Annotated in this window: 14 protein-coding genes; 13 read left to right on the top strand and 1 reads right to left on the bottom strand. The window is 50.0% G+C overall.

What is annotated here, in order from left to right:
* Positions 1 to 36: 36 nt before the first annotated feature.
* The 7 genes from MKX63_RS24090 to MKX63_RS24120 are packed head-to-tail and all read left to right on the top strand — an operon-like array spanning position 37 to position 12853.
* Positions 37 to 6456: an amino acid adenylation domain-containing protein gene (locus MKX63_RS24090; protein WP_341020614.1), complete on the top strand. Its 6420-nt coding sequence runs from the start codon at positions 37 to 39 to the stop codon at positions 6454 to 6456.
* A 40-nt stretch (positions 6457 to 6496) separates the two neighbouring features.
* On the top strand, positions 6497 to 7402 hold the full coding sequence (locus tag MKX63_RS24095) for a thioesterase domain-containing protein (RefSeq protein WP_341020615.1): 906 nt from the start codon (positions 6497 to 6499) through the stop codon (positions 7400 to 7402).
* Entirely contained in the window at positions 7399 to 8511 is a 1113-nt protein-coding gene (locus MKX63_RS24100; RefSeq protein ID WP_341020616.1) for a 2-hydroxyacyl-CoA dehydratase subunit D, read from the top strand. Before MKX63_RS24095 ends, MKX63_RS24100 begins: the two co-directional genes overlap by 4 nt.
* A gap of 11 nt (positions 8512 to 8522) precedes the next feature.
* Positions 8523 to 9758 (top strand): 2-hydroxyacyl-CoA dehydratase subunit D, encoded by a 1236-nt coding sequence (locus tag MKX63_RS24105; protein WP_341020617.1) that lies wholly within the window; start codon positions 8523 to 8525, stop codon positions 9756 to 9758.
* Positions 9759 to 9783: 25 nt separating this feature from the next.
* The gene (locus MKX63_RS24110; protein WP_341020618.1) at positions 9784 to 10548 is read left to right on the top strand and encodes an acyl-CoA dehydratase activase; all 765 of its coding nucleotides are present in this window, start codon (positions 9784 to 9786) and stop codon (positions 10546 to 10548) included.
* 38 nt (positions 10549 to 10586) lie between these two features.
* Entirely contained in the window at positions 10587 to 11975 is a 1389-nt protein-coding gene (locus tag MKX63_RS24115) for an MATE family efflux transporter (RefSeq protein ID WP_341020619.1), read from the top strand.
* Positions 11976 to 12007: 32 nt separating this feature from the next.
* Positions 12008 to 12853: a GNAT family N-acetyltransferase gene (locus tag MKX63_RS24120; protein ID WP_341020621.1), complete on the top strand. Its 846-nt coding sequence runs from the start codon at positions 12008 to 12010 to the stop codon at positions 12851 to 12853.
* Positions 12854 to 12975: 122 nt separating this feature from the next.
* On the opposite strand, the gene MKX63_RS24125 is transcribed toward MKX63_RS24120, so the two are convergent.
* On the bottom strand, positions 12976 to 13113 hold the full coding sequence (locus MKX63_RS24125; protein ID WP_341020623.1) for a hypothetical protein: 138 nt from the start codon (positions 13111 to 13113) through the stop codon (positions 12976 to 12978).
* A gap of 200 nt (positions 13114 to 13313) precedes the next feature.
* Between MKX63_RS24125 and MKX63_RS24130 the strand changes: the two genes are divergently transcribed.
* The 6 genes from MKX63_RS24130 to MKX63_RS24155 all read left to right on the top strand — a co-directional run bounded on the left by MKX63_RS24130 (position 13314) and on the right by MKX63_RS24155 (position 22877).
* Complete coding sequence (locus MKX63_RS24130; RefSeq protein WP_341020624.1) at positions 13314 to 14681, top strand: cytochrome ubiquinol oxidase subunit I; 1368 nt, start codon at positions 13314 to 13316, stop codon at positions 14679 to 14681.
* On the top strand, positions 14678 to 15691 hold the full coding sequence (locus MKX63_RS24135) for a cytochrome d ubiquinol oxidase subunit II (RefSeq protein WP_341020625.1): 1014 nt from the start codon (positions 14678 to 14680) through the stop codon (positions 15689 to 15691). Before MKX63_RS24130 ends, MKX63_RS24135 begins: the two co-directional genes overlap by 4 nt.
* A complete protein-coding gene (gene cydD, locus MKX63_RS24140; RefSeq protein ID WP_341020626.1) occupies positions 15692 to 17452 on the top strand; it encodes a thiol reductant ABC exporter subunit CydD in 1761 nt (586 codons plus the stop codon).
* Positions 17449 to 19170, top strand: a complete 1722-nt coding sequence (cydC, locus tag MKX63_RS24145) for a thiol reductant ABC exporter subunit CydC (protein ID WP_341020628.1) — start codon at positions 17449 to 17451, stop codon at positions 19168 to 19170. Before cydD ends, cydC begins: the two co-directional genes overlap by 4 nt.
* Before the next feature lie 148 nt (positions 19171 to 19318).
* The gene (locus MKX63_RS24150; RefSeq protein WP_341020629.1) at positions 19319 to 21118 is read left to right on the top strand and encodes an ABC transporter ATP-binding protein; all 1800 of its coding nucleotides are present in this window, start codon (positions 19319 to 19321) and stop codon (positions 21116 to 21118) included.
* A 364-nt stretch (positions 21119 to 21482) separates the two neighbouring features.
* On the top strand, positions 21483 to 22877 hold the full coding sequence (locus MKX63_RS24155; protein WP_341020630.1) for an ABC transporter ATP-binding protein: 1395 nt from the start codon (positions 21483 to 21485) through the stop codon (positions 22875 to 22877).
* The last annotated feature ends 46 nt before the right edge of the window (positions 22878 to 22923 follow it).

Genomic DNA, 22923 nt, shown 5'->3' on the forward strand with positions numbered 1-22923 from the left:
GTACACGGCGTATAACCCTAAGAGGGAGAGTGTGTGATGGTAAATCTGGTTAAGAAGTATCCGCCTTTGTTAGCTGCAGGCCGTGCAGACACGTATCCTCTTTCCTATCAGCAGGAACGGCTGTATTACTTATCCCAGATTCTGCCGGACAGCTCTGTATGGAATCTGGTTACATCCAGAACATTATCGGGAAATTTGCAGGTGGCTGCCATGAAGAAGGCTGTGGCCGGGCTGGCCTCGCGGCATCCCGTATTGCGCAGCGTGATGGACTGGCAAGGTAATGCTCCCTGCCAATCTTTCACAAGGAATACAGATGAGTTATTCACTTATTCTGATTTGTCGGTAAAGTCGTTAAGTGAGCGCAGCCACATGCTGCAGGAACAGCTCGAAGAACTCTGGTACCATCCAATTCGGCTGAGCGGGGAGGATCTGCTGTTCCAGGCTACGCTAATCCGGACGGAGGAAGAGAAGTATGTAATGCTGCTCAAGCTTCACCATATCATTGCAGACGGAACGAGTTTGCAGATTCTATGGCGGGACTTAAAGCTCATTTACAATGCTCTAATTGACGGGATTCCTGCCGACTTGCCTGCACTTAAGCTGGAGTACGGCACTTATGCATGGTGGCAGCGGGAGAATTTTTCCGAGGAATTCACGAAAGAACAAGAGCGCTATTGGCTTAAGGAGTTCCAGGGTGAACTGCCGGTACTGGATTTACCTGCCGATTTTCCCCCGCCTGTGCAACTTAGCTTTAGTGGTGCACTTACGAGCCTTGAGTTGCCTGGGGAATTGGTCAAGTTGCTCCGAATACTTTGCATGAATAATCGGGTGATTCTGTTCTCCGGTTTGATGGCCGTTTTTTATACGCTGCTGTATAAGCTTGCCGGTCAAGAGGACATTGTGGTAGGTACGGTGTTTAATGGCAGGCATTACGGTCCGGAATTCAATCACCCGGTAGGTTTTTTTGTCAATACGGTAGCGGTTCGCATGGAGATCAGTGACGGGCTGAAGTATACGGACTTGCTCAAAAGCGTTCACGATAAGGTGGATAATGCTTATTACATGCAAGATTATCCGTTCGAAAGGCTAATCCGTGTCTTGAATCCTGACCGGGATAATAACCGGATTCCGCTATTCCGCACCATGTTCAACATGGTGTCGGAAGGAACAGAAGAGCAGGGGTTCCTGGGTCTGGAAGAGACCAAGCTGGAATCGGACGCCTGTGCTACCCAGACGGACCTCTTGTTCGATGTTCGGCAGGAAGGACCCCGGACATTCCTCTGGGCAGAATACAATACCGACCTATTCCGCGAAGAGACGGTTAAACAGCTTCTTGGGATGTACCTGAATCTATTGCGCCAGATTGTCTTAAGCCCGGAGGCAAAAATGGAGGAGTTAGTATTAACCGGCCCGCAGGAGCAGGAAGAAATCCTTAAGGTGTTCAACGACACTTCAGTACCGTACCCAGCGGACAAGTGCATTCATGAGCTGTTCGCAGAACAAGTGAAGCGGACGCCGGACCATACGGCACTGTGTTACGGGGACCGGCAGTGGACATATAGCGAAGTGAACCGTCAGACTGACCGGCTGGCGGGTCAGCTTCACCAGGTAGGGGTGGAACCCGGAAGCATTGTAGGCATTCTCGCTGAGCGGTCACCTGAACTGGTCATCGGGCTGTTGGGTATTCTGAAGGCAGGAGCCGCCTATCTGCCGATTGATCCGGCCTATCCAGAGGAGCGGAACCGCTTCATGCTGGAGGACAGTGGCACATCTATTTTGCTGGTTCAGTCCGGGCTGAATCCTCCTGCAGCCTGGAGCCTAAAGACGCTGGTGCTGGATCAGCAGGAAGCGGAAAGCGGACCCGGCGGCATGATACCGGAGTTCCCCATCCCGATGGAGCAGGACGAAGAACAGCGCGCGGGGCGGTTAGCCTACGTCATGTATACCTCCGGGTCGACCGGCACACCTAAGGGAGTGATGGTTGAGCACCGGAATGTGGTACGTCTGGTTCATGACGGCGGCTTCCTGGCGATTGAGCCGGAGGACCGTCTGCTGCTGACCGGTTCCCCATCATTTGACGCCGTTACCTTTGAAATATGGGGCTCCCTGCTGAACGGCCTCCCCTTGTATCTAGCCGGAGATGATACGCTGCTGCAGGCCGGACGCCTTGGCATGTTCATCCGGGAGAAGGGGATCTCTCTTCTGTGGCTGACAGCGGCGCTGTTCCAGCAGCTGGCCGAAGAGGACCCGGGGCTGTTCGCGCCGCTGCGGTCTCTGCTCGTGGGCGGGGATCAGCTGCCGGTTCGCCAGGTCCGGCAGGTCCGTGAGGCCTGCCCGGGACTACGCATAGTGAACCTGTACGGACCTACGGAGAATACCACCTTCTCCACCTGTTATCTTATTCAAGGTGAGCATGACACCGGGATTCCCATCGGGAAGCCCGTTCCCAATTCAACGGCTTATATTCTGGATGCGCGGGGACAGATGCAGCCAGTGGGGGTTCCCGGAGAACTGTATGTGGGCGGAGACGGGCTGGCCAGAGGTTACCTGAACCGGCCGGAGCTGACCGCAGAACGGTTCGTGCCGGACCCCTTCCATCCGGGACAGCGGATATACAAGACAGGGGACCGGGCAAAGTGGTTGCCGGACGGGAATATTGCTTTTCTGGGGCGGCTGGACAACCAGGTGAAAATTAGGGGGTACCGGGTTGAGCCGGGTGAAATCGAGACGAGCCTGCTGCTATGCAGCGCCGTCACGGAAGCCGCAGTCGTGGCTGGAGAAGACCCTGAGGGAAGCAAATATCTGTGCGCTTATGTGGTATGCGCCGGGCCGTCCGCCGTCCCCGAAATCCGGGATTTCCTGAACGAACACCTGCCCGGTTACATGATTCCGTCTGTCATCGTTCCACTGGCGAAGCTGCCGTTAACGCGGAACGGGAAGATCGACCGGAAGCAGTTGCCGGCTCCGGCAAGCCTTGAGGAGCCGGCCGTGTTGTTCAGAGAACCCGGCAGTGCGGCGGAGAAGCAGCTGGCGGAAATCTGGCGCGAGGTGCTGAACCGGGAGCAAGTCGGAGCGGACGATCACTTCTTCGCCAGCGGAGGGCATTCGCTGAAGGCGATGTTGCTGATATCGCGGATTAACCGGAGCTTTCAGGTCGAGCTGCCCCTGCGGGAGATATTCCAGGCGCCGACAGTAAGCCGGCTGGCCGCACGTATTGAATTCCTGATGGAGCATGGCCGTTCGGATAGCAAAGGGGATGGAACTGCGATTCCTTACGCTGTACCCCGGGCGGAGGGGTACCCGGCATCAGCCAGCCAGAAGAGGATGTATGTGCTGCACCAGATGATGCAGGAAGGCATCGGATATAACGTTCCACTGGTGCTGCGTGCAGAAGGGACCGTGGATGCTTGCCGGCTGGAAACGGCGTTGAACCTGCTAATACAGAAGCACGAGGCACTGCGGACCTCCTTTCACATGGTGAACGGAGAGCTGGTGCAGCGGATAGCGGAGGATGTGCGGCTGCGGATAGAATACCGGGAAGCAGCGGATGAAGCCGAAGCCGGGTGCCAGGTTCAAGCGTTGATCCGCCCCTTCATTCTAAATCAAGCGCCGCTTATGCGCGCTGCTGTGATTGAAGGCAAGGACAGCAGTGTGTTCCTGGTGCTGGATATCCACCATATTGTAACGGACGGGGTGTCCAGCGGAATACTGCTGCGGGAGTTAAGCCGGTTCTATGAGGCGGCGGCAACGATAGACCCGCAGGATGCTTCCAGATTGCAGGAACTTTCCAGATTGCTGGAGACCAGACTGGACTATAAGGATTATGCCGCATGGCAGCAGGAACGACTCGGGTCGGAGGCGTTACGGGAACAGGAAGCGTACTGGCTGGAGCAGCTTCGGGGTGACATACCGGTCTTGAATGTGGCTGCGGATTATCCGAGACCGCCGGTTCAATCCTTTGCGGGAGATCGCCTGAGCTGTAAGGCGGATCAGCAGCTGTATGAACGGCTCCAAAGAACCGCAGCTGACAACGGAGCGACATTATACATGATCCTGCTTGCCGGGTATCAGGTGCTGTTATCCAAATACAGCGGGCAGGAGGATATTCTGGTAGGAACGCCCATAGCAGGACGGCAGCATGCCGATGTGCAGAACATGGTGGGGATGTTCGTGAATACGCTGGTGATGAGGGGGTATCCGCGGGGCAGTCTGAGCTTCAGGGAGTATCTGGAGGAAGTGAAGGCGGGAGCACTGGGCGCTTACGAGCACCAGGAAGTTCCGTTTGAAGATCTGGTGGAGAAGGTGCAGATGACCCGGGATATGAGCCGCAACCCGCTGTTTGACACGATGTTCGCTCTGCAGAATATGGAGCAGAGCCCGCTCGTGTTGAATGGAGTGACATTCCGGGAGGCGGAGTATGAGTATCCGGTATCCAAATTCGATCTGACGCTGACGGCGGAGGAAGGGGAAGAGGGGCTGCGGTTCGAGTGGGAATATGCCGTGAAGCTGTTCAAGCAAGCAACGGTCGCCCGTATGGCCGAGCATTACGTTCATATCCTGGAACAGGTGACGGAGAACCCGGACCAGCGCTTGTCTGCCGTGGAACTAGCCACTATACAGGAGCAGGAAGAAATCCTTAAGGTGTTCAACGACACTTCAGTACCATACCCAGCGGACAAGTGCATTCATGAGCTGTTCGCAGAACAAGTGAAGCGGACGCCGGACCATACGGCACTCCTGTTCCAGAACGAATCACTGACCTACTGCGAACTGGACAAGCAGGTTAAGCGACTGGCCTGGCGATTGCGTGATAGCGGCATCCAGTCCGGAAGTATCGTGGCTATTATTGCCGAGCGGAGCCTGGAAATGGTCATCGGAATTTATGCCATTCTGAAGGCAGGAGCAGCCTATCTCCCCATAGATCCCGGCACTCCCGGTGAACGGCTTCGTTATATGCTGGAGGACAGCGGTACCCGGCACGTCCTGATTCATCGGCCGGAGGATTCGTCTCTAGTAGATGCAGATGTAACCTTCCATCTAATTAACAGTCTGCCCAAGGATAACGCAGCAGCAGAAGAACAGGAAGAGTTATGCGTGAACCGGCCGGATGACCTCGCCTACATCATCTATACGTCCGGTTCAACTGGCAAGCCAAAGGGCGTAATGATCGAGCACCGTTCATTAGTCAATACGCTGTTGTATCTCCAGGATGCTTATCCGCTCACTGCAGAAGGAACGTATCTGTTCAAGACGGCTTTTACCTTCGATGTGTCAGCGACTGAACTGTTCGGCTGGTTCTTTCAGGGAGGGAGACTGGCCATTCTGGAACCTGGTCTGGAGCGGGAGCCGAGGGGGATTATGGAAGCGGTAAGGCAGCACAAGGTAACTCATATGAACTTCTCGCCGTCCATGCTGGATGTCTTCCTGCAAGCTGTAGACCGCAGAACAGACATGGATTGGGATGGAGTCGAATATGTCTTTGCCGCCGGGGAAGCGTTGAAGCCCCATGTGGTGCAGAGTTTTTACGAGCGGGTCAGCGGTGTGCGGCTGGAGAATATCTACGGGCCGACCGAGATTACGATCTATGCCACCGCCTATCCTACAGAGGCATTGGACAAGAAGGGGAATATCCCGATAGGAAGACCTATTTCTAATATGAAGGCCTATATAGTTGACAAGTATATGCGGCTGCAGCCTCCAGGCGTAGCTGGAGAACTGTGCTTTTCGGGAGTAGGGCTGGCAAGGGGCTATCTTAACCAAGAGGAGATGACGAAGGAGAAATTCGTGAGCAATCCGTATCATCCAGCGGAAATGATGTACAGAACGGGTGATATGGCCCGGTGGTCGGACGACGGGAATATTGAGTATCTGGGACGGCTGGATCAGCAGGTGAAGGTAAGAGGTTACCGTATTGAGCCGGGAGAGATCGAACAGACCCTGCTTGGACATCCAAACATCAGAGCCGCCGTTGTGACTATAAAGGAAAGCTCCTCCGACCTCAAGCGCCTACTCGCATACCTAGTCCTGAGGGATGAGGAACAAGAGGATAATTGGGCGGGCTATTTAAAACGTTGGCTGCCATCTTATATGATCCCGGAAGCTTTTGTACAGCTCAAGGAAATTCCGCTTAATGCAAGTGGGAAGGCGGATGTAAAGAGGCTGCCGGACAGCGGAGCCGAAAAAAACACCTCGTTCAGCGCGCCGCGTACAATGCAGGAAATACGGCTTATACAGCTTCTCGAAGAACTGCTCCAAACGGGTGGACTTGGGATGAACGATAACCTGTTTGACCGTGGAGCCAATTCGATTGTCCTCGTTCAACTGGCCATGCTGCTGGAAGACGAATTTCAAACTGTTATATCTATTATGGAACTGATGGAGGCTCCCACAGCTGAAGCCATTTTCGATAAAATCAGCCTTTCGGCAAGGACAACGGGTACAAGCATATTGCTGTAGGTAACGCGTAACAACCTTTCAATGTAGAGGAGGAGGTCCGGTGAGTCTGACACTGCTGAGCAAATCACATCAAAAGTTTCAGTACAGACATAGTCTGGTGCTGCTGCGAAAAGGGTCTGATCCCGGTAAAAAGCTATTTCTCATTCATGATGGTACCGGCAGGATCGAGGGATATCTTCCGTTATGTGCTTCACTGGATCCCCGGTTTGACATCTATGCGGTCATACTGGATGCAGCTGTAGACGGAATACCCCGCAACATTCGGATAGAGGAATTGGCCAGCCGGTATGTGGAGTACCTGCTTAATCTGACAGAGGGCCCGTTTTATCTCGCAGGCTGGTCGATAGGAGGAAGTATCGCCATTGAGATGTCTAATCAGCTGGAGGCGAGGAATGCGCAGGTGAAGCTCTGCTGCATGTTTGATACTCCCCAACCCGGTTACTATCCGAAAGGGAGTGTCGCGGCATTTACAGTGGCCTCCGAATATGAGTTCTTCAAGCGGTTCATCAAGAGCGGCAGTGTGCAGAGGGAGCTGAATGCGTACGAGAGTATGAGCATGGAGTCTTTTTGCTCTCAGCTTATTGATGCTCCGGCTGAAGCCATTGACTGGGAAGCTTTTTTTGCAGGGTTAGACGGTGAATGGCCGTTTCCCTTGGTGAAGCTAGGCAATCTTACTTATATTGACCGGCTGTATCTGCTCAATATCAATCGTATTCTCCACCATGCACGAACAGAATACTCGCCTCATACCGTAGGAACCTATCCGGTTCATATGTTTCAGGCCATGATTGATCCCATACCTGACCTGAATGAGTGGTCGCGGTACTGTTCATATTTCACTATCCATGAAGTGAACGCAACTCATTATTCTATCTTTGATCCAGAACCCAAAGAGGCTATAGCATCCCAACTCAATGCAATTCTCGAAAAGGAGTGTCCCGCATGACACATTTGTTCGATAGCGTATTTGCACTGCATCAGGACCGGCTTGAGCGTCTGCCACTTATTAACCAACCGAAACTGGGTTATAGTTCGATCTATACACCAGAGGAAGTGCTTTACGCTGCAGGCGTTGTCCCTTTTCGCATAACAGGTGATACACGTACCGTTAATTCGGATGCAACCTCGTTGTTGTCTAACAATTTTTGCTCCTATATCCTAAGCTGCCTGAGTGAAGGCTTGGAGCAGGTCTATTCGTTTTCAGACGGTCATATTTTTGTAGATACATGCGACATGCGTAAGCGGCTGTACGAAGTGTGGCAGAAGAGCGTTGGTGATTCTTTTCATTATCTATTGGAGCTTCCGAAGGATGTCAAGGAATCGTCGAAGAGTTACTACCGCTGGCAAATCGAACGGCTGATTAAGGAGCTGGAGGAGAGATATTCCTGCACGATTGGCCAAACGGAACTCCGGAACGCAATCAGGCTGTGTAACAAATCTAGAAGACTGCTGCAAAAGACGTGCAGAATGCGCAATCAGGGCATACTCCCGATGAATTCTGTCGACATGCTGGAACTGGTCAAGGCCGGCAGCTCGGGATTCAAAGAGGAATTCAACGAGAAGCTGGAAGCCATTCTCCAGATCTACGAAGGGGTAGAGATACCTGCTCATACAGAAGGCTGCAATGTACTGCTCACTGGAAGCTATTTCGACAATGCGAATATTCTGGAGGTTATCGAACGTACAGGTGCCCGTGTCGTCTATGAGGACATGAGCACGGGATACAAATATTTTGAAGGTGAAATTGATGAGAATGCAGAACCACTGGAAGCTATTGCGAGTTATTACCTGGATAAAGCGACAAGTGCACGGATGATCGATGCAGACCGGAGACTTGCCCATATCCAGCATTTAATCCGGGAGCATAATGTGGATGCGGTGTTGTACCTTTCGCTTAAATTTTGCGATACCAATCTGATTGATTATCCATATATCCGCCACTCGCTTGCCCAGCTCGGAATCCCGGTATTATTCATTGAGTCGGAACGGCATATGACCAATATCCAGAGTATCAAAACTAGGATTCAGACTTTTTTTGAAACGAGAATATCTTAGAGGAGGCCATAATGACACTGACTAATGATTTTAAGCTGATCGATGGTGATGACCGGAGCCTGCAGGCCAAGAATATGGCAGAGAATCTGGTCAGCTACAATGTGCAAAACTACTCGCAGCCGAGCTATCCTAAGACAGCCCGTATCCGTTCGCTGTTCAATGCCTATTACATTATGCAGTGCTTTAAAGAGCAAACCAAGGTCGCGTATGTCGGAGAGGTTTTTCCCAACGAGCTGTTATTCTTATTCGGTTTCATTTCACTAAACTTTGAGAGCATATCCACGCTTTTCTCCCAATCCGATGCGATAGATATGTGTCTGAGGCTTACGGAGGAGAATCATCTTCCGAGAGATTTATGCTCCAGTGTTAGAGCTGCCTATGGAGCGGCATTGGCCAATTGTCTGCCAAGACCGGATATCATCATCATCAACAATCACTTATGTGACGGGCTCGCCAAACTGGGCTTTCAATTCAGTAAAATCTATGACAGTACCTACAGTACCTTTAATGTGCCGATGCTGCAGACGGAGGAATCAGTTGCCTATCTGACCGGACAATTTCAGGAAGTCCTCAGGGAAGTTGAACAAGTAACAGGAATGTCCTATGACGAAAAATCTTTTCAAGAGGTTATCAAGCTTTCCAATGAGGCGAAGGATTACTTCCTTCAGACGATTGATATTGCCAAGCAGGTGCATATCCCGGGACTGCAGCGAGAGCTGTATGAAATAATGGCTGTTAATTGTTGGGGCATGAAAGAAATGGTGAAGATTTGCCAATCCCTGCACTCAGAGACTCTTGAAAAGCTGGAAACACAAGAAGTAGCACCTAGAAAAAAAAGGATGCTATGGGTTGGACTGGCCCCCGATCAATCGCACGAGCTGGTTCAATATTTGGAGAGGGAAATTGAAATTATCTATTGGACTACCTATTGGGAAGGTAATTTGATGAAGCTTGATCCTGAGCGACCTCTGGATAGTATGGCTGAGCGGTCTATCGCATATTTGTGGAATTCTGAAAGAATGAGGGAACAGACCGCCGTTGTCTGCGAGCAAAATCATATTGATTGCATTATCCTGGTCAATACCTGGGGCTGCAGAAATATGATGGGTCTTAGCCAAGCGGTCAGGGAAATGTCTGTCACTAAGCAGATTAAATATCTTTCGGTTGACGTGGACATCCGGGACAAAAATAATTATTCGTTCTCTCAAGTAAAAAACCGTATTGATGCGTTTCTGGAAATTATCTAACCTTCAGAAAAAGGAGACTATCATAATGATTACATTAGGAATAGATATTGGCTCGCTTTCCACCAAATCGGCGATTCTTAAGGATAAAAAAGAAATCCTTGCTTATGATGTCATTTATACCGGAGGCAACAACAGACAATCTGCTGAAATGACCTACCAAAATGTCATTGAGAAAGCCGGACTGACACCCGATGACATTGACCTTGTAGTGACTACCGGCTATGGCAGGGAAAATGTACCATTCTCCAATAAGAATTATTCTGAAATTACTTGCCATGCAAAAGGAATGTATTTCCTAAATCCGGAAATCCGTACTATTCTTGATATCGGAGGGCAGGATAGCAAAGCGATACAGCTTGATGATAACGGGAATGTGCTGAACTTTCTAATGAACGACAAGTGTGCGGCTGGCTGCGGAAGGTTCCTGGATATTATCGCGCGGGCGCTGAATGTCCAGCTTGAAGACATGGGAGAAATTTCACTCAATTCCACCTCCGCAGCACGGATTAGCAGCATGTGCTCTGTTTTTGCCGAAACGGAGGTTGTCTCCTTGGTGGCTGTAGGCACACCTGCTCCCGATATTGTCAAAGGCGTTCACGATTCCATTGCGACGAGATCCATTGCTTTGCTTAAGTCGGTAGGAATCCGGGAACCGCTTGGAATGAGTGGAGGTGTAGCTAAAAATATAGGGATTATCAATTCGCTGAAAGAAAAGCTGAACATGGATATTCATGTTACCGATTATCCTCAAGTCACTGGTGCGATAGGTGCAGCGTTTCTCGGACAATAAGGATATAAAATATGAATGAACAAAGGGGGGGATTCAACTTGAATCACACGGCTGCACTTGATAAAATCTCTTATAAAAAAATTATAAACATCACCTATCCTATTATTTTGTCGATGTTTTCCATCAATATTATGGTATTTATTGATCGTGCATTCGTGGCGCAATACGATATTACGCAATTTGCGGCGGTTATGCCGTCCAGTAATGTTGCGACATCATTAGGGAGTATTTTTTTGGGTGTTGTAGGGTTTTCTTCTACATTAATAGCCCACTTTTACGGGGCGGGCGACAAGAATAGCTGCAGCAAATCTTTGTGGCAAGGAGTGTACATAAGCCTGTTTTCTTCACTCATTTTACTCCTTACAGCACCCATTTTTGCATCAGTCTTTTCACTCATGGGACATAGAGGAGAACTTCTAGCCTATGAGAAGCAATTTTTTTACCTGATGATCTTCTCCAACTGTGTGCAGATTATGATTGCCGCTTTTTCCAGCCTGTTCCGGGGTGTGGGTGATACCAAGAAAATTCTGTATGTTGCGCTGATTTCCAACCTCTGCAACATAGCTCTGGATTGGCTGTTGATTTTCGGCCATTGGGGCTTCCCGGAACTGGGTGGAATCAAGGGGGCGGGTCTCGCTACCCTGATCAGCTGTTTCATTAATTTGGCGATTAATATCCTCATGCTCTGTTCCAATTCCTATAAATCAGGCTTTCAGATCTTTAAGCATATCAAATTTGATCGCGAGTTGTTCGTGAAAATATGGAAGTTCGGATTGCCTTCCGGTGTCCAGTCCTTTGTAGGTACTGCCTATTTCAGTCTGCTATTGCTGATTATCGGAAAAACGGGAGAAAGTGATTTAACTGCGGCAAATATTGTGTTTACGATTGAAGGCTTATCCATCTTTCCGATCTGGGGACTCGGTAACGCCTTAAGCATTCTGACCGCTCAGGAGAGGGGCGGGGGAAGGATTGAAAATATTTCGGTCATCCTGAAAAAGGGTTTGTGGTTTGCACTTGGGTTCAATGTGCTGATCATAATATCGTTCAATCTGTTTCCGGAGTTCCTTGTGTCCATTTTCCACGCCAAGCAGAGCCAAGGGTATGATCTGGTCAGGGATATTACCGTCCCGCTTATAAGATTGACATCCGTATGGATTATATTTGATTCTGTTCAAATTGTTATTGGAAGCATCCTGAGGGCAACGGGAGACACCTTGTTCATGATGAAGTTATATTTGATTCTGCCTATTCTGTTTTATTTGCTGCTTCCTTATTACACTTACATCATAGCTGATTATTCGTTATTCTGGGTATGGATCGAGCTGTTAACATATACGATAGTTATGCTGCTTATTGTGACCTGGCGGTACGTAGGAGGCAAGTGGCGTAATATCGAGGTGTTGAACAATCAGTCAGTGAGAGCCTGATGCTGGTCAAGCAATGAAGAAAGGGGAAGATAATGATGATTGAGCTGGCTCCCAAGGATTATCACAAAGCGCTCGACCTGGTCCGCCAGATACAGATTAACACCATGTTCGCTGAAGCGGTGCTTGAGCAGCAAATTACAGGACATGTATATGTAGATTGTATTGAGAACCCCTGTACCTTTTATGTAGTCCATTCCTATGGGATGTCTTTGCTGTTCGGTGATGCTGGAATTGAGTCCTTTACTAACAAGCTTTACGATTATATAACCAATCAGTCGGCAACCAGGGAACAAGTGGAATGGCTGCAGGCTGATCCGGGGGGAGAATGGAGCGGGATAGTGGATGGTATGCTATCCTTCCATAACAGTGAGCTCAAGAAGTGTGATTTGCCGTCCGGTGGCTTTGAGGAGAAAAGAATTATGAGAAATACCAGAGTCAACTTCACCTTTGATCACGATGCCTATCAGCAGGCAAAGCAGAAATTTCCCAGGCACAGTGAGCCTGTAATCCGCATAACCCCAAAGCAGTTTTTGACCCAGACCGGAGCTGTAATTCCCCGGCACTTCTGGCGGGATGAAGAGCATTTTGCCACGGAAGGCGTGGGTTATGCCCTGCTTCGCGATGGAGAAACTGCTTCAAGCGCATTCTCCTCTTGCCGGACCGGGAATCAGCTGGAGATTGGAATTGAGACGGCGGAGGCTTACAGGGGAAATGGTTATGCGGTCTCCGTATGCTCCGCTCTAATCGAGTATTGTCTAGACCATGATCTGGAGCCCGTATGGGCTTGCCGTCTGGAGAACGAGGGGTCCTATTATTTAGCGCAGAAGCTGGGCTTTCGGCCGTCGGTAACGTTGCCTTATTATCGGCTGCCGGTATAATCACTAAGAGAAGAGAGGAATCTCTGGGTGGCGGGCATTCAATAATAAACTCAGTAAAAATAAGGGTGACCAAGAGCCGGAGTAACGCCCGGCGATTCGGTCACCCTTATTTGCTATACTCTTTAGCCTTCCGTCTGCAGCCGTTGCTTCAGCTGTTTTTGTTCGGAATGCAGGGCCAGCTCAGTCTCGAGCTCCATGCCATAGGCTGCGGCCGCCTTTCTGGCATGGCTATGATCAGGACCATAGCGGTGGCCCATCATGTAACAGTTCTTTACCACGTTACTCCTAACCAAACAATAGCCCAAAAGAGTAGTTTTGGCCGTATTCACCAAGATGTAAGAAAGAGTTGATCCTTTCATGAACGTTTGAAGGCAATAAGGTGACCGGAACTGTTTTACTTAAAATTAAAGATATAATAATTCAAAATATCTAACTGCTTGGATAAGGAGGCACTAACGTAATGGGCATCGATACTGTGCTGTGGAGCAGACTGGTGACAGGCTTAACATTGGGGTTCCACGTTATTTTCGCAACAATTGGCGTTGGGGTTCCGCTGATGATTGCTATTGCAGAATTCATGGGCATACGCAAAAAAGACGCTCACTACACGTTAATGGCCAAGCGATGGGCCCGCGGGTTTGTCATTTCTGTAGCCGTTGGCGTGGTGACAGGTACGGCGATTTCACTGCAGCTGGCCTTGGTCTGGCCGAATTTCATGAAGCTGGCCGGTAACGTGATTGCGCTTCCGCTATTTATGGAGGTGTTTGCGTTCTTTTTTGAGGCGATCTTCCTGGGCATTTATCTCTATACCTGGGACCGCTTCAAAAAGCCGTATATCCACTGGCTCCTTACGATCCCGATTGTTGCCGGTGCCGGGATGTCCGCTGTGTTTATCACGACTGTAAACGGGTTCATGAATCAGCCTGAGGGCTTTGCCATGGCGGGAGGACAATTCACAGCTGTGAATCCGGTGGAGGCGATGCTGAATACAGCGACGTTCTCCAAGGTGTTCCATGTCTTAAGCTCAGCCTATCTGACCGGGGCTGCACTGCTGGCAGGCATTGCCGCATTTGCGCTACTCAGAAAGGGCGCTTCGGAATACCATAAAAAAGCGCTGAAGCTGATGATGGCCGTGGTGATGGTGTTTGGACTGCTGAACGCACTAGCTGGAGATGTATCTGCGAAATTTTTGGCGGAGCATCAGCCGGAGAAGCTGGCAGCGGCAGAGTGGCATTTTGAAACGGAGAGCGGAGCAGATCTGGTTCTGTTAGGGTGGCTTAACGCAGAGCATGAGGTGCTGGGCGCACTGCACATTCCCAAATTTCTCAGCTTCCTCGCCTTTGGCGATTTCAATGCAGAGGTGACCGGTCTGAATGAATTTCCTGCGGATGAGCGGCCGCCGCTCCTGGTTCATTATTTGTTTGATCTAATGGTCGGTATAGGGTTCGCCCTATTAGGCATTTCATTCCTGTATTTCCTGTTTGTATTCTGGAAAAAACGCAATGAGCATAACAAATGGCTGCTCCGCGCCATCGCGTTAGGCGCACCGCTTGCTTTTCTGGGAGTCGAGCTGGGCTGGTTTTACGCTGAAATTGGCCGCCAGCCCTGGATCTTAAGGGGATACATGCGTGTAGAAGAGGGGGCAACGACATCCCCGAGCGTGAGAATCCTGTTTTTTGTTTTCCTGTTGCTGTACATCCTGTTGGGAACTGTATGCGTTCTTGTGCTGCGGCGCATGTTCAAGGACAATCCGGCGGAAACCGAGATGGAGAAGTGGCATCAGCCTCCCGGAGGCAACTCAACAGGAAAGGGTGAGCACGCAAAATGAGTTATGAGCTGATTGGAATTTCAGTGCTCTGGCTGTTTTTATACGGCTATTTAATCGTGGCCTCCATTGATTTTGGAGCCGGATTCTTTGCATTTTATGCGCGGCTGACGAAGCAGGATCATCTGATTAACCGTTTGATCTCCCGCTATTTATCGCCTGTCTGGGAGATTACGAATGTGTTTTTCGTCTTTTTTTACATCGGACTTGTCGGCTTCTTCCCGGATACCGCTTATTATTACGGCTCGGCGCTGCTTGTTCCGGGAAGCATTGCTGTGATCCTCATCGCGATCCGCGGTTCGTTCTATGCGTTCGAGAATTACGGGTCCAAAAATAACATCGTATACCTCTTTCTGTACGGCGCTTCGGGGCTGCTGATTCCCGCATCCTTGTCCGTGGCGCTCACTCTGTCGGAAGGCGGCTTCATCTTCAAGCAGGGGGAGAGCGTGTCTCTGGATTACTGGGCATTGTTCACCAACCCCTTATCCTGGTGCATTGTAGGCTTGGCGATTGTATCCGTGCTGTTCATCAGCGCCTCCTTTTTGGCCTTTTATGCTTCCCGGGCTGAGGATCAACCCGCGCTGAAGCTTATGCGCACCTATGCGCTGTTCTGGAGCACGCCGACGATTGTTACCGCGCTGACGGCCTTTATTTATCTGGGACAGCACAATGAGCGGCATTTTCAAAATATGATGGATTTATGGTGGCTGCTTGCGCTGTCCGTCGCTTTCTTCATGCTTGCCATGTGGCTGCTGTACAGCGGACGCCGTTACGGGCTGGCGTTCATAAGCATCATGCTGCAATTTCTATGCGCCTTCTTCGCTTACGGGATCGGGCAGTACCCTTATATTCTGGACCCGTTCATTACGCTGGAGAACAGCATCACTTCACCGGCCATGGGCCTGGCGCTCGTCATTGTATTCATCGGCGGGATGTGCCTACTCATTCCTTCTCTGATTCTGGTGTTCAAGCTGTTCCTCTTTGACGCAGATTATGTGAAAGGAAAGAAATAAATGAACAAGACAACAAGCCTGATTGCTGAGCAAATGTCACGGCAACGAAAACGGTTGGTTATGCTGGCCGTCCTATCGCTCCTGCTCGGTATTGCGATTGTAAGTCAGGCCGGGCTACTGGCGGAAGCGGTGCAGCGGGTGTTCGTGGAGAGGGCTTCCTTATCTTCGGTTGCACTGCTGCTCGCGCTGCTGCTGTCAGTGATGGCGATCCGCACGTTGCTGTTATACGGGAACGGAAGAATAGGCTTGGCTATGGCGGCCGACGCTAAGGCAAATATGCATTCAGCCGTGCTGCAAAAGCTTACCCATGCCTCCATGCCTTCAACGCTGCGTGGGCAGACGGGAGGAAAGGTCAGTGTGGCTCTGGATGCAGTGGACGAGACGGACAGCTACTTCAGTCAATACATGCCGCGGATGGCCGAAGCTGCGATCATCCCGGTTCTGATTCTGGTCGTTACGTTCATTTTACATGCGAATACCGGCTTCATTCTGCTGTTTACGGCACCGTTCATCCCGCTGTTCATGATTCTGGTGGGACTGCAAACGAAGAATAAATCGGAAGAGAAGTATGCGCAGCTTGCCGAATTCTCCGGCACCTTCCTGGATTCGCTTCAAGGGCTGGTGACCTTGAAAATATTCGGACAGGGCCGCCGCCAGCAGCAGCAGATTGAGCGCAGTAGCCTGGGGTACCGTGACGCGACCATGGATATTCTGAAGGTTGCCTTTACGAATACGTTCATGCTGGAATCCATCGTCATGCTGGGCATCGGGATTGTCGCTCTTGAATTGGCTATTCAGCTGCTCGTGTTCAAATCAATGCCGTTCCACACGGCATTTCTGGTGCTGCTGCTTGTTCCTGAGTTCTTCAACCTGCTCAAAAATACAGGCACCGCTTTTCACAGCGGGCGGACCAGTATGGGGGCGGTCCGTAAGGTGGAGCAGATGCTTGCGGAAATCAGCGGCGGCACCGGTGCACAGCCGGAAGCGGGCGGGCAGACCTCAGCCAAGCTGCTCAAGCTGCCGCCATCCATTGCGCTCGATGGTGTACATTTCCACTATGCACCCGGTTCATTCGAGCTTAAGGCTGGGTCTGTCTCCATAGAACCCGGACAGCATGTTGCCATCGTCGGCCACAGCGGCTCGGGCAAAACAACCTTACTCCATCTCATTGCCGGGCTTTTGAAGCCGGTATCAGGGACAGTGACGGTGAACGGAAGCCCGCTGACAGAGTGGGAGGAAGACTCATGGTTTGAGCAGGTGAGCTACATTACGCAGCACCCTTATATTTTTGCCGGCACCTTCGCTGACAATATCGCCATCGGCGCCGGACGGAACGTATCCAGGGAAGAAATCAGGCAGGCCGCAGAGGAAGCGGGACTTGCACCGCTGATTGCCGGGCTGGAGCAGGGATTAGACAGTTATGTCGGGGAAGGCGGCAGGGGACTGTCGGGCGGGGAAAAGCAACGTCTTGCTTTAGCCCGGGCCTTTTTGAAACGTCCGGCCCTGATCTTGTTCGATGAGCCTACGGTAGGCCTCGACTTGCAGACCGAACAAATTCTGCAAAGCTCCATAACAGCGCTGGCCCAAAAGGCCACGATGATCACAGTCGCACACCGGTTATACACGATCCGGCAAGCGGATAATATTTTGTTTATGGACCATGGAGTATTAGCAGCGGCCGGACCTCACGACGAGCTCCTTGAACGTATGCCTCAATATGCCCAGATGGTTGATATGCAGCGAAAAGGAGGGTCAGCATGAATGAACTGGCGATTTTATCCAAGGCCATGATAGCGGAGCGTAAGGATATTCTCCTGTCGATTCTGGGAGGGTTTATTGCCGGCGCAGCCGGTGTGGCCCTCTTCTCCGCAAGCGGGTATCTGATTTCACAGACGGTCTTCATGCCGCCGCTCTACACCCTGATCGTACTGACCGCGCTGGTCAAGCTGCTGGGTCTGCTCCGGGCGGCAAGCCGTTACGGAGAACGCCTGTATTCGCACAGAGCCACCTTTTCCATGCTTAGCCGTTTGCGCACAGGCTTTTTTACCCGGCTGATCCCGTTAACGCCCGGTATCTTGAACAAGAACCGCAGCGGAGATCTGCTGGCGCGGATTGTCGGCGATGTAGAGAGCCTGCAGAATTATTTTTTGCGTGTCGCTTATCCGCCGGTGATCGTCATCTCGGTGTTTCTGGCAACCATGGTGTTCAGTGCTTCTTATTCGTTCTGGATCGCCTGCTTATTTGTAACAGGGATGCTGCTAACCGCATGGGTTGTACCGGGCATCGTACTGCTGGGCCAGCGGGCGATACACGGGCGTGTCCGTAAGCTGCGGGCGCTGCTGTCAACGGAAGTGACTGAAGTATTATATGGCTTCCGCGATCTGAAGGTGTACGGGCAATTGCCGCAGCGGGAGCAGCAGCTCCAGGCGGCTTCAGCAGCACTGACAGCAGAGCAGCAGCGTGCAGCAGGCCATCTGTTATGCGGACAGGCAATGCACACCTTTGTAACCTTTTTTATATCGTGGGGTGTACTGACGCTAGGGGCCTATCTAATTATGGAAGGTTCGCTGTCCGGCGTATTTCTGGCTATGCTGGTCATGGCCTCACAGACGGTGTTCGAAGAAGCAGCGGCCATGGCTACTTTACCAGCCTATAAGCAAGACAGCGAGCACGCGGCCAGCAGGCTGACTGAAACTGTACTGACTGCTGGTGATTTACCTGTGCAGCCGGGCGGCACCCTGGCGGCGGGAGATGCTGTTTCGGTGGAGCTGTCCGGCGTTACGTTCCAATATGAAGACGAGTGGCGGCCCGCGCTGACCGAGGTGTCGCTGCAGCTCCCGGCAGGCTCCGGAACGGCAGTGGTCGGACCGAGCGGTTCCGGCAAATCCACGCTGATCGATCTGCTGCTCAAGCTGCGCACGCCTGTATCCGGGGACATCCGTTTGAACGGTATTCCGGTGCAAGAGCTGGATGAGTCAGGCATCTGGGAAGCTGCGAATGTCGTATTGCAGCAAAGCCATTTTTTCCGCGGAACGGTCCGTGACAACCTGCTGCTGCATGGAGAAGAACAATCCGACGAAGTATTGTTGGAAGCTCTGGCTAAGGCCCAATTGCCGGATATGGCATTAACAAATGTCGTATTCGAAAAAGGAGAGAACCTGTCCGAAGGCGAGAAGCAGCGTCTGGCTCTGGCGCGGGTAATGCTCCGCAAAGGGCGGTTATGGCTGCTGGATGAACCGACCTCTTCACTGGATTATGTAACGGAAGGGCGCGTGTTAACCCATCTGTACGAACAGTCTGCCGGAGATACGTTGCTGCTCATTTGCCACCGGCTTACCGGCTTGGAAGATATGGACAGGATTATCGTCATGGAGCAGGGCAGGGTGATCGAAACAGGTTCGTATGCGGAGCTAATGGAACGAGAGGGGTACTTGTACCGGATGAAGCAGATTGAGCTGCAGATGATTGGAGAGCAATAGGCAACAGAATTACATCCTAAAACAATCCCGATATGACACCAAGCATATCAGGGTTGTTTTTTTGTCTGGTTAAACCTTTTTCTGTAATTCAACAGGTTGTCTATTTACAGGAATATAGTTATATTTTAGGAAATGAAAGAAGGAGAGAATGAATGAGATTATGCTCAAGCAAGCCATAAAATCCATTGCTATTTTATACAAATATGCTCCCTATCTGATCATCTTGAAGTTCTTACAAATCCTGCTGCTGGCTCTGACCACTCCGCTAACGCTATACATAACACAGCATCTGATTGATTCTTTGCAAGGTTATATCAATAATGGTGTTCCGCTGAATCAGCTTGTCCAATGGGGAGCAGGCTTGGTAGCTACTTTGCTTTTCACAGCGAATAGCACCTTCATGGACAGCATGATTACCCTGCGCTTAAGGAGTAAGCTGAACAAGGATTTTATGGAAGAGATTGTGGAGAAATTTAACCGGATAGAGTACTCCTGCTTTGAGGATTCGAAGGTACAGGATCATTTGAACAAAATGGGAAATCACCCGGATGAAAAGATTCTGGAGGTGCTGGTTCAGACCTTAACGATGATATCGCAGCTGGTCAGCTTAGTGAGCTTGATGGCTATCTTTTTACAGGTATCGGGCTGGTTCACTGTGGCCTTCTTGATAATCTTCACACTAATGGTGGTACTGAACTTCAAAGCCATGGAAATGATGAACGGACTGTTCACCAGCCAATCCCGGGATGAGCGTGAACTATCCTACTTGGGGGGACTGCTAAGTGACAAAAGATCCCTGCTAGAACTCAAGGTATTTGGTGCGGTCGGATACATACAGAGTAAATGGAAACAAAAATCGGAAAAGGTGCTAAAAGAGCGCTTGATGACGACGATAAAGTCTCATCGCTATTTTGCTGCCAGCAGCTTTTTGCTTCTAATGTGGATAGGACTAGTAATCTTTGAGCTGATTCATGGAGTCATGGACGGGCGGGTGTCTGTCGGGTTGTTCGTTTCTTTGATTGGAGCATCCGGCAGTATTCTGGGCATTGCAGATGATCTGTCATTGCTGTTCTCCCGGCTGTCTCATCGTTGTATGGAGATTATGCATTATGAAATGTTCATGCAGCTTCCAGAGCGGCAAATTACAACTGTATCCGTGCATCCGGCACCTGCCGACTCTGAACCGTATCCATTCATAGAATTTAAAGATGTTTGCTTTACATATCCGGGGACTGCAGAACAGGTGCTGAAGAAGGTCTCCTTCACCATTCATCAGCATGAACATATTGCTTTGGTTGGAGGAAATGGGGCCGGTAAATCGACAATTGTAAAGCTGTTAGTGAAGCTATATGTTCCAGATCGCGGAAAAATATTGATTCATGGTGTACCCTTGAACCAGATCAGTCAAGAAAATCTTAGAAACAGTATAGGGATTATCTTTCAGGATTACGGCAAGTATTCACTGACTCTTCGGGAGAATATCGCTTTTGGTAACATAGCCAAAATAGGAAATGATAATGACCTTAGAGGTGCTTTGACCAAGGCAGCACCCGATGGGTTTCTGTCTGATTTGGATACGGCTCTAGGGAAAATTGCGGAGAACGGTATAGATCTGTCTGGAGGACAATGGCAGAAGATTGCCACGGCCCGTGCCTATTTGGCAGATTCCCATTTCATGATTATGGATGAACCGACAGCGGCATTAGATCCGGTGGCTGAGAGTGAATTGTACGCAACTTTTAGAGATATGATGGGGGAGAAGGGTTGTTTATTTATCTCTCATCGATTGGCGAGCGCCAGATTCTCTGACCGTATCTTAGTGCTCCAATACGGTGCTATTGTGGAAGACGGAACTCACGAACACTTAATCAGTCAGAAGGGTATGTATGCAAATCTATGGAGCAAGCAAAGCTCTTGGTATAGGGACAGTGATAACCATGAAGGATAAATACACACCGCTGGTGATTGTGCTCAGAGTATACAAGCAAACGTTAAAGGCTGCTCCCTGGTCAGGGATTTTGTCTCCGCTGTATTATTTGCTTGAGGGCATTTTTCCGGTATTTATAACGATTATTTCGGCCGCTCTTTTTAACGAGGTTTATTCTTACTCGCAGGGAAGGACGGAGGCGGAGCCTCTTTTTTTCTACGGGGGAGTTCTGCTGGCAGGCTATGTAGTGAAGCAGATCCTTCAGTTTATATCTAATATTACAATCAATGCCGGAGTATATGAACGATGCACAGACTATCACAAACAGGCTATAGCCCACAAGAGCTCCCGGTTACCGTTAATCCTGTATGAGGACTCCGAGACCATGAACATCAAAGCTAGAGCTATGGACTGTGTAAACCGTGAAATTCTAAGTCAAATTTATATGTCATCTGCGGTATTTGCTACAAGCGCTATCAGTATTATTTCATTGGTGTCTGTGCTGGCCAGCTACAATTTGCTGTTTATTCTGTTGTCCTTGTTGACAGTCATGCCCTATTTTATTGCGAGAAGGCTGCGTGGTAAGGATTTCTATGCGCTGAAGAAGAGACAAACCAAGCGGGTCCGCTACAGGGATTATTTATGGGAACTGTTCAATGATAAGACCGCAGTGAAAGAAATGCGAACTATGGGGTTCGACCAGTACTTAAGCGAGCAATTTAAAGAAACGAGAGTTGAGATCGATAAGGAGTTATGGGCATTCAGTAAAAAGGATGCATTATCTTTGCTGTTCTGCGATACAATTCGTGTCATCGGTTATACGGCGAGTGTAGTTCTCGCACTGGTCCTAACCCTATCCGGGGAGATTAACATAGGCTTGTTCGGAGCAAGCATCGGGGCTTTCTTATCTGTGCAGAATGAAACGAAGAAGTTCTTAATGGATTTAGGCAGCCTTCCTGAGAAGATAGCCTTTGCCAAGGACTACTATACTTATTTGGACTTGAATGAAGAACAGAAAGGCTCTGTGCAAAAAAAGGGGCTGAGCGAAAGCATAAAGCTGGAGCAGCTTGAATTTACTTACCCCAACGCTGCTGGCCAATCCATCAAAGGAGTTAATCTGGAAATTCATAAAGGTGAGAGGATAGCGATTATAGGTGAAAATGGAAGCGGGAAAACAACGCTCTCGAAGTTGATTTTGGGACTATACCCCGTTCAGCGCGGTACAGTTACCTATGATGGAGAAGCCTTAGAGGGGCTGAATCAGGATACGCTTTTCCAAATGAGCTCTATCATTCCTCAGGATTTCATGAGATATTCACTTACTCTGAGAGAGAATATCTGTATCTCGGATCTGAGCAGATTAGAGGCTGACAATGATATTCTGGATGTACTTGCTGCGGTTAATCTGGAATTTGAACCCGCCCAGCTTGATTGTATGTTAGGCAGAGAATTCGATGGCCTGGAGCTTTCGGGCGGACAATGGCAGAAGCTCTCTATCGCCAGAGGATTATTCAAGAATAGCGAGCTTATTGTGATGGATGAGCCGACGAGTGCTCTCGACCCGCTGATCGAGAATCAGATCCTGATGAATTTCCTTACAGTAGCTCAGGGCAAGACGGCAATTATCGTCTCCCACCGGACCGGCTTGTGCAAGCATGTAGATAGAATTATTGTGATGAAGGCCGGTGAGATCGTCGAAGTTGGCAGCCACAGCGAACTCATACAGCAAGATGGCGAGTATACAAGGCTGTATACAACGCAAGAGCAGTGGTATGTTTAGCAAGAATTATAGAGCCCAAGCCTCTTAACGGTGTTACTGTATTAAA

It is taken from the genome of Paenibacillus sp. FSL R7-0179, assembly GCF_038002265.1.
Classification (GTDB): Bacteria; Bacillota; Bacilli; order Paenibacillales; family Paenibacillaceae; genus Paenibacillus_AQ.

Coding starts and splice junctions, on each gene's coding strand:
- MKX63_RS24090 (WP_341020614.1), top strand. CDS start 37: ATGGTAAATCTGGTTAAGAAGTATCCGCCTTTGTTAGCTGCAGGCCGT.
- MKX63_RS24135 (WP_341020625.1), top strand. CDS start 14,678: ATGAGTTATGAGCTGATTGGAATTTCAGTGCTCTGGCTGTTTTTATAC.
- cydC (WP_341020628.1), top strand. CDS start 17,449: ATGAATGAACTGGCGATTTTATCCAAGGCCATGATAGCGGAGCGTAAG.
- MKX63_RS24110 (WP_341020618.1), top strand. CDS start 9,784: ATGATTACATTAGGAATAGATATTGGCTCGCTTTCCACCAAATCGGCG.
- MKX63_RS24120 (WP_341020621.1), top strand. CDS start 12,008: ATGATGATTGAGCTGGCTCCCAAGGATTATCACAAAGCGCTCGACCTG.
- cydD (WP_341020626.1), top strand. CDS start 15,692: ATGAACAAGACAACAAGCCTGATTGCTGAGCAAATGTCACGGCAACGA.
- MKX63_RS24130 (WP_341020624.1), top strand. CDS start 13,314: ATGGGCATCGATACTGTGCTGTGGAGCAGACTGGTGACAGGCTTAACA.
- MKX63_RS24100 (WP_341020616.1), top strand. CDS start 7,399: ATGACACATTTGTTCGATAGCGTATTTGCACTGCATCAGGACCGGCTT.
- MKX63_RS24155 (WP_341020630.1), top strand. CDS start 21,483: ATGAACATCAAAGCTAGAGCTATGGACTGTGTAAACCGTGAAATTCTA.
- MKX63_RS24125 (WP_341020623.1), bottom strand. CDS start 13,113: ATGATGGGCCACCGCTATGGTCCTGATCATAGCCATGCCAGAAAGGCG.
- MKX63_RS24150 (WP_341020629.1), top strand. CDS start 19,319: ATGAATGAGATTATGCTCAAGCAAGCCATAAAATCCATTGCTATTTTA.
- MKX63_RS24105 (WP_341020617.1), top strand. CDS start 8,523: ATGACACTGACTAATGATTTTAAGCTGATCGATGGTGATGACCGGAGC.